Here is a 7,219-nt window from a genome sequence, read left to right on the forward strand (position 1 = left end):
TCCGGTCATTCTTGACCGGCCGAACGATTGAGATACGCGCCAATTAAGCAACCGCTACTTGGCGCCGCTGGACGACTGGTCGAGCTTTCGTAGTCTCTGCGCGTGGGGCCACTAAACTCCATGCTGAACTCAGCCACACTGCGCGCGGGCTGGACCAACAACCCAGGGACTTAACATGGCGACTCGACAAATTTCGGGAAAGACGGAGATTAACGGAGAAGGGATCAAGAAGCATTTTCGGACTACCGATCCGTGGCGAGCGATCGCCGAGCTGGCTTGGAATGGTTTCGACGCCAAGGCAACCAACGTCGAAGTGCTGGTTGACGAGGGGCCAATGGGCGGCGCGACACGAGTAGCGGTCTCAGATGACGGGGAAGGCATAGAGCTCGAGGCGCACGCCGAATCGTTTGGCCGGTTCAACGACTCCAGTAAGAAGGAGGACATGACGACCCATGGCTCGCATGGTCGCGGCCGACTGTCTTTCCACAGGCTCGCCGAACGGGCCATTTGGTGGACAAATGCCGCCGGGTCGGGGCCCGCGCGGATCGAAGTGAACGGCGCGACGCTCACGAACTACGAAGGCCGGTCGGTGGAGCCGTCGGCATTGCCCATAGCGATGAACGCAGGTAAGTCCGGCACGACCGCTGAATTGCTCAACCTACATGGCGCGCTGCCGACCACCGGAGAGCTTCATAAGCAGCTTTCCATCGAGTTCGGTTGGTTCCTCGCGCTCAACCCCGCGAAGAGGCTCCGCCTTAATGGAACTGAGGTGACGGTACCGTCGCACGACCTCATCCAGGGCAATTTCTCCATCGACGAGCATGACTTTGACGTGTCTGTTCTTCGCTGGGATATGAAGCCGGGCTCTGAGAAGTCCTACGTCTACCTTTTGAACTCTTCGGGCAAGACGGTCGATAAGAAACTGAGCACCTTCAACCATAAGGGAAATTTCCACACCAGCATCTACGTCGGTTCAAAGTGGGTTGACGCCTTTAAGCCGAGCGGCGGCGACTTGGCCAGCCCAGACGCGACAGGCTTCGAGTCTGAGACATGGCGAAAGGTGGGGCGCGAACTCAACAAGATTGCCAAGTCCGTTTACGAGGACTTCCTGCGCAAGCAGTGCGAGCGGGAAATTGAAGGTTACGTCGCCGACGGCGTCTTTCCGACCTACGCAGGCCTGCCCGAGGACTATAAGAATTGGCGGTTCGAGAACACCAAAAGTATCCTGCGAGCCATCTACACAGCCGATCCGACGGCATTGAAGTCGCTTAAGAAGAACCAGAAGAAAATTATTGTGCGACTCCTCGACAAGCTGGCGGTTTCCAACGAGAACGACGCGATCTTCGAGGTTCTCAACAGCGTGCTAGAGCTCGACGACGTCTCCACCAAGCTGTTCGCCAAGCAGCTAAAGAGCGTGTCGCTGCAAAGTATCGTTTCGGCGATCGAAGTTCTGCGTCGTAGGCACGAGGTGGCCGACAAGCTGCGGACGCTGATGAACGACCACTATTTGGAGACGCTTGAGACGCCGGATTTGCAGGGCATCATCGAGGCCAACACGTGGCTATTCGGCAGCTCATACGAGACGCTTGGGGCGGAGGAGGATACGTTTACTAAGATCGCAAAATCGCTTCGCGACACGGTCAAGGGGGTCAATGACATCGCCTTGGATGACTTGGACACGAATGAGACTACAGCCATCGAGGGCGCGAACAAGCAGACGGACTTATTCCTCGCCCGCAAGGTCCCGCACCACGACTCGATGGGCCGAAAAATTTATCGCTGCATCGTGGTGGAGATCAAGCGACCAAGCATTGCGCTCAACTACAAGCACCTCCAGCAGCTTGATGGCTACGCCCAACTTATCAAAAAACACGCCGAATTTGGCAGCGAGGCAATGCACTTCGAGATCATTCTGATCGGGCGCAAGATATCTGAGGCCGACACAGAGATTCGCAGCCGCATGCAGGGCCAAGTCGCGAAGGGGTTGCCTGGCCTGGTCAGCGACGACGAGCGCATGAAGCGCTTCGTGCTCAACTGGTATACGTTGCTGGACAACTTCCTGCTGACCAACCAGGTCATGATCGACGCACTTACGTTGAAGCGCGAGTCGTTCGCCGGCTCTCCGCGGGCGGAGCTCATCGCTGACATACAACACAAGGCCGCCTAGTGGCGCCATTTGTCTTTCCTCCTCTCTACGTATATGGCTGATAAGACCGAACGGAAGCTGATTCGCGTCCGATACGAGAACCTGCAATCTGGCGACGTCATCTTGACGACGACTCGACAGACCTTGAGCAAGCTCATTCGCAAGGTCACGAATTCAGACATCTCCCATGCCATGGTCTGCGTCGCTGGCGGCAGCGTCATGGACTCGACTGCTGAAGGCGTCCATGCGCGGAACGTGCTGCGACTCGTGTTTCACGCCGACTGCGCGGTGCACGTGCTGCGAGCAGAGCCGCCGCTCAGCACGGAAGAAGTCGCCGCCGTTGTTACCTACGCACGAAGCCAAAATGGTGCTCGCTACACCAAGGTCGGGGCGGTGCAGTCCATCGTCGGTGTCGGAAAGGTAGGTGCCAAGCAGTTCTGCTCGCGCCTAGTAGCTCAGGCGTATCGCCATGCGGGCGTACAACTGGTTGACGATGCCGACTACTGTCACCCGGGCGAGTTGCTGACCACCAAGCGCCTCGTCGAGGTCCCGGACATGCTGTGCGAAGCGACCGATGCCTATGTCCGTGTATCAGAAGAGGAGGGCGACCTGACGCAGCAGATGAGAGCTGCCATCAATGAGGTCCTGAACGAGGCCCGCAAGCTTGACAGCGGCATCGAACACTTCGACGATCTGAATCGCCATCTCTTGTCGCATCCTGAGAATGACGGCAAGCTCAGCGATATTTTGGAGAATTCCGGCTACTTGTCCCTGTGGCAGGTCGAGCTGAATGGGAGTCCGTGGTACTCATTGGTGACCATGCGGGCGCTTCCACAGGAGCAGGTTGACGTCTACGCTGCCCAGCTGCTTTCAGATGATGACCTCGGTCCCAACAGGTTTATCCTGAATCGCGGCGGATATTTGACGCTCACTACTCATACGGCACTCCGCTACTTCAGGCGAATGCTCGACCTCAACGAACGGCTCGCGGCACTGCACGCGACGCGCGTTCGTGTCGCGCGTGAATATCTGGTTGAGCGGGGGCTGCTTGAGCCCGAAGAGAAACTCCCTCCTCGGCCACACTCAAAGGAGTGGTTCGAGGCACTTCGTCACTGGGACCCCAAGCAAGCGGCGTTAACAGAGTACATCTTGAGCGTCGAAGGCATGCACAACTGCTGCGGCATCTGCGGCGACACGCCAGCCAGCGATTTTCGGGCACCCGACGGCGGTGAAGCGGGCGGCCCCGGCAGCTTTCGCCTCTGCGACGACTGCGCTCGCATCCAACGCTCCATGTACAACACCGTGCTGATTCCGTGGCCGAAAGAATAGCGATTGATTCTTGCGCTCGGCGCGTCGACCTTCTGAGGTGGAGTCCTGCCGATGTGGCTATGTTCCTCACCTTCTCGGCTCACTTGCACGGAGTCGCTGAGGATCTACTGTGACGATGATCTTGAATCTGTCATTCAAGCGAGCCACCTCCGGCGGACGTGTGCTTTCAAGTTGATCGGCGGCTTTACCACCGCGAGATCGGTGCGGCGACGGTCTGCATTGGGTCGACTGCCGCAGCTAATCCGAGCCAACGAATTTAGGTGAGCGACCGGGTGCTCAAAATTCAATCGGCCTCTGCAGCGACATTTCACTTCGAGTCAGCAACGTACTCAAACAAGTCCGCAACGCCAACTCCAAAATATTCGCACAACTTGTTTAGCGCGTCGACGTCGATGCGTGCGGACGTCTCCTGATAAAGCAGCGTAATCGTGTTCCGGTGTAAGCCGGTATCGCGTGCGACATCGCTTATTTTGAGCTTTCGCTCCCCCATCAATCGGGATAGGTGGCACTTGATCACGTCACTCTCAATGCAAAAAAGTCGCTCAGGATGAAAAAAAGTTCTTGCAAATGATATTTGTACATGCTTAATGTCATTCAGAACGACATTAAGCACTTTTGAATGCAATTTTGTCGTCCAGATTGTCGCAGCTTTCCCAAGGAGTATGAAGTGTCACAGCAAAAAGTAACTTACCTCACAACTGAAGAGTTGGCCGCCCTGATCAAGTACGACAGCCGCACCATACGCGACCGATTGAAGGACAGTGTCCTCATTGAAGGGCGTCACTACATCCGGCCCTTTGGCGGACGTAAGACGCTGTACATCTGGGAGCAGATTGAGGCGGACATGGCCAAGGCCTCCAACTCAGCGACATACGGAATTCCTCTGTCCAACGGAGGTGTCCTGAATGGCTAGTATCCGACGGCTCGAAAGCAAGGGCACATTGTTCATGGACTTCAGGCATTCGGGTATTCGTCTGCGTGAATACACGGAGCTGGCCGACACCACTGCCAATCGCAAGCGCTTGCAGAAAGCGTTGGACAAAATCGAAGCCGAAATCGCCCTCGGCACTTTTGATTACGAAAAGACCTTCAACAAGCCGCTACCCAAGCGGGAAGTAAGGTCCGATTCACCCGATGCGGCCCTGAATCCAACCGCCATGGCGGTGCAGAGCACAGTTGCACCTACGCCCAACTTCAAGGAATTCGCCAACCAGTGGTTCGCTGAAACTGAGATCACCTGGCGGCGGAGCTACAAGATCACGCAGCGCGGCGCCTTGGACAAGTACATCCTGCCGCACTTCGGTGAAAAGTTCGTCGGCCAAGTCAGCAAAGCCGACATCCTTGCCTTCCGCTCTGATCTCTCCAAGCTCAAGGGCCGGGGCAAGAACGTGAACATGACCGCTCGACGCATCAACGCGATCATGAAGCCGCTGCGCCAGATCCTCAATGAGGCCGCAGACCGGTTCAACTTCAACTCGCCGTTTCGCAACATCAAGCCGTTGCGGATGAAGCGCAGTGAGGTCATGCCATTCACTTTGCCTGAGGTGCAGCTGCTGATCTCGACCATACGGATGGACTACCGGCCGTACTTGAAGACGCGCATTTTCACAGGCATGCGCACAGGAGAGGTCAATGGCCTGAAATGGAAGTACGTGGACTTTGAGCGTCGCATGATCTACGTGCGTGAGTCCATCGTGCTCGGCGAAGAAGACGAGCTCAAGACCGATGGCAGCATGCGCGATATCCAGATGAGCCAGATCGTGTTCGATGCGCTCAAAGAGCAGTATGCGATCACCGGCGGCAAGGCGGAGTACGTGTTCTGCAATCGGGCGGGCAATCCGATTGACAACAAGAACTTCATCAACCGAGTCTGGGCGCCACTGCTCAGGCACCTGGGGCTGGAACACCGCAAGGCCTATCAGATGCGTCACACCGCCGCCACCTTGTGGCTGGCGTCTGGTGAGGCGCCCGAATGGATTGCAAGGCAGCTTGGCCACACAACCACCGAAATGTTGTTCCGTGTGTATAGCCGCTACGTGCCTAATCTGACGCGCAATGATGGCTCAGCAATGGACCGGCTGCTTACCAGTACCTTTGTTGGAACCCCTGTTGCACCGGTCGCACATTTGGCGCCAATGCAGCTGATGGCCATCCCACCGAGTGCGCCCGTGCAAGCCGTGGCCAAACCTGTGCAGCCAGCGGTGGTGATTCAAGCTTTGGCAGCCCAACCGATGCCACTGCCGTCGAATGCGATTGCAGTTGATCAGGGTATGCAACAGCAGGCGGCACGTGCAGAGATGCCTTACCCGTCCAAGGTCGATGTACCCGGCAACTCGCAGGCGCCGCCTATCTCCTGGGCGGACATGGCCAGAAATTGGAAAAGCGAAAGTTCATCCAACTCCGAGCCGTTCACCCTGGCTGCCTAAGCCTCATTCCATAGACAGCTAGTCCGCAACCCCTTCCGCCAAACCCTTGGCGCAGGGGGGCTGGGCGGAGCTTTGCCCAAAACAACCGATTTTCAGCAGCATTTATATGAGAGAGAACACCATGCACCGTATCGCCCCTACCATCTCAACCCTCACTGTCAAACCGAACGCAGGCCACAGCACATTTGAAGTCACCGTAGGGCCAGACCTCCAGACCCTGATCGCTGACTCCGTGCGCAAGGTGGAGAACTCTGAGCTGCGCAGCTTTCTGTGCGGATTCCTGGCTGAGCCTGAAATCCTCGAATTGCTGGGAACCCCCTTGGGTGATGCCAAGCAGTACCAGCGCACAGGTCTGTGCCGCTATGCCATTCAGGTCCTGCGCTCTGCGGCAGACACAGCGGCCTACGCCAGTGACTACGGCGGTGCGGAGCGTGAAGCGTTGTACGTGGCCACCTTCGTCGAGGGCTGCCATGCGTACTTGCGTTCCAGTATGGGTGCGCACAACGCTGATGACGTCTTGCGAACCCTGGTGCTGGCCCCTTTGCATCGCCTAGACAACCAAAGCGAGCGTCTGGCTGTGCTCCTTCGTATGTGCCTGGACTGGAGCCTGCCCGATGAGATGGATGACTTCTACGTGCCACGCCTGCGTCGCAGCGTGCAGCGTGCGCTGTCTCGCGTAAACAGAAGTGCAGGTCAATGCTTGCCACGCGTTGCAGCCCGCCCGGCTTCCAACCTGTCCTGCTACTGAACCGACACGGGAGACCACGTATGGATAACCATAGCTTCTTCGAACTGGACGGTGACGACCACTATGACCACCTAGACAGCCCCGACCACTGGTTCAGCGTGTCGGGTCAAACCACCCGCGAAGCCTACCGCCAGCGCATGAACAGCTGGATCCTGCGAATCTTGCTGGGCCATGGCGGCATGCCGGCCTTTCATGTAGATGGATCCAGCCAGCACCAGCTGCTGTCCGCCGTGCTGGAAGTGCCCGAGCTTGCAGATCCAGGATGCAAGGCAGCAGCAGTATTCGAAGCACTGCGGTTGAGGGCGCAGAAGTTCCTAGGACCCTTGGCAATGCAGGGCGAGGCCAATTGGCCGGTTGCCCCTTGCTGCATGTCCACGACATTGGCTTGGCTGGGCAACAGTGCGGGGCTCAATTCAGTGGAACTTGCGATTTTTGAACTGGCCGTCGCTCTACGCGTATTCGATGCCCTCAAGAAAGCAGTAAAAACGTGGGGCTCCATCAACCGGGGCGATCTGCCCCATGCATTGAGTGCAGTCCTGAACCTCCCATTGGAGGAAGTCCAGACCGCAC

The 7,219-nt window shown here is 57.3% G+C and carries 7 protein-coding genes; 6 read left to right on the forward strand and 1 reads right to left on the reverse strand.

Annotated features, from left to right (window positions below; genetic code table 11):
* The first annotated feature begins 175 nt into the window (after positions 1-175).
* Positions 176-2,167, forward strand: a complete 1,992-nt coding sequence (locus AC1RMF_RS23055) for an ATP-binding protein (RefSeq protein WP_493144596.1) — start codon at positions 176-178, stop codon at positions 2,165-2,167.
* A gap of 33 nt (positions 2,168-2,200) precedes the next feature.
* Positions 2,201-3,475 carry a YiiX/YebB-like N1pC/P60 family cysteine hydrolase gene (locus AC1RMF_RS23060; RefSeq protein WP_493144597.1) on the forward strand — a complete coding sequence of 425 codons (1,275 nt, stop codon included), beginning with the start codon at positions 2,201-2,203 and terminating at the stop codon, positions 3,473-3,475.
* A gap of 307 nt (positions 3,476-3,782) precedes the next feature.
* Here the strand turns inward: AC1RMF_RS23060 and AC1RMF_RS23065 are convergent, their stop codons facing one another.
* Complete coding sequence (locus AC1RMF_RS23065) at positions 3,783-4,088, reverse strand: helix-turn-helix domain-containing protein (RefSeq protein WP_493144598.1); 306 nt, start codon at positions 4,086-4,088, stop codon at positions 3,783-3,785.
* A 54-nt stretch (positions 4,089-4,142) separates the two neighbouring features.
* Here AC1RMF_RS23065 and AC1RMF_RS23070 point away from each other — a divergent pair, with 54 nt between their 5' ends.
* From AC1RMF_RS23070 to AC1RMF_RS23085, 4 genes are all read left to right on the forward strand, one after another.
* Entirely contained in the window at positions 4,143-4,388 is a 246-nt protein-coding gene (locus tag AC1RMF_RS23070) for a hypothetical protein (RefSeq protein WP_493144599.1), read from the forward strand.
* Positions 4,381-5,901 (forward strand): Arm DNA-binding domain-containing protein, encoded by a 1,521-nt coding sequence (locus AC1RMF_RS23075; RefSeq protein ID WP_493144601.1) that lies wholly within the window; start codon positions 4,381-4,383, stop codon positions 5,899-5,901. The genes AC1RMF_RS23070 and AC1RMF_RS23075 overlap by 8 nt, the downstream gene beginning before the upstream one ends.
* Before the next feature lie 121 nt (positions 5,902-6,022).
* Entirely contained in the window at positions 6,023-6,649 is a 627-nt protein-coding gene (locus AC1RMF_RS23080) for a hypothetical protein (RefSeq protein ID WP_493144603.1), read from the forward strand.
* Between the two features lie 20 nt (positions 6,650-6,669).
* A partial coding sequence (locus tag AC1RMF_RS23085; RefSeq protein ID WP_493144604.1) for a hypothetical protein occupies positions 6,670-7,219 on the forward strand: 550 nt, incomplete at its 3' end.

This window comes from Rhodoferax sp. GW822-FHT04A08 (assembly GCF_058801025.1).

Bases quoted from the DNA above. Each gene is read 5' to 3' on its own strand.
- AC1RMF_RS23055 (WP_493144596.1), top strand. From the start codon at position 176: ATGGCGACTCGACAAATTTCGGGAAAGACGGAGATTAACGGAGAAGGG.
- AC1RMF_RS23060 (WP_493144597.1), top strand. From the start codon at position 2,201: ATGGCTGATAAGACCGAACGGAAGCTGATTCGCGTCCGATACGAGAAC.
- AC1RMF_RS23075 (WP_493144601.1), top strand. From the start codon at position 4,381: ATGGCTAGTATCCGACGGCTCGAAAGCAAGGGCACATTGTTCATGGAC.
- AC1RMF_RS23080 (WP_493144603.1), top strand. From the start codon at position 6,023: ATGCACCGTATCGCCCCTACCATCTCAACCCTCACTGTCAAACCGAAC.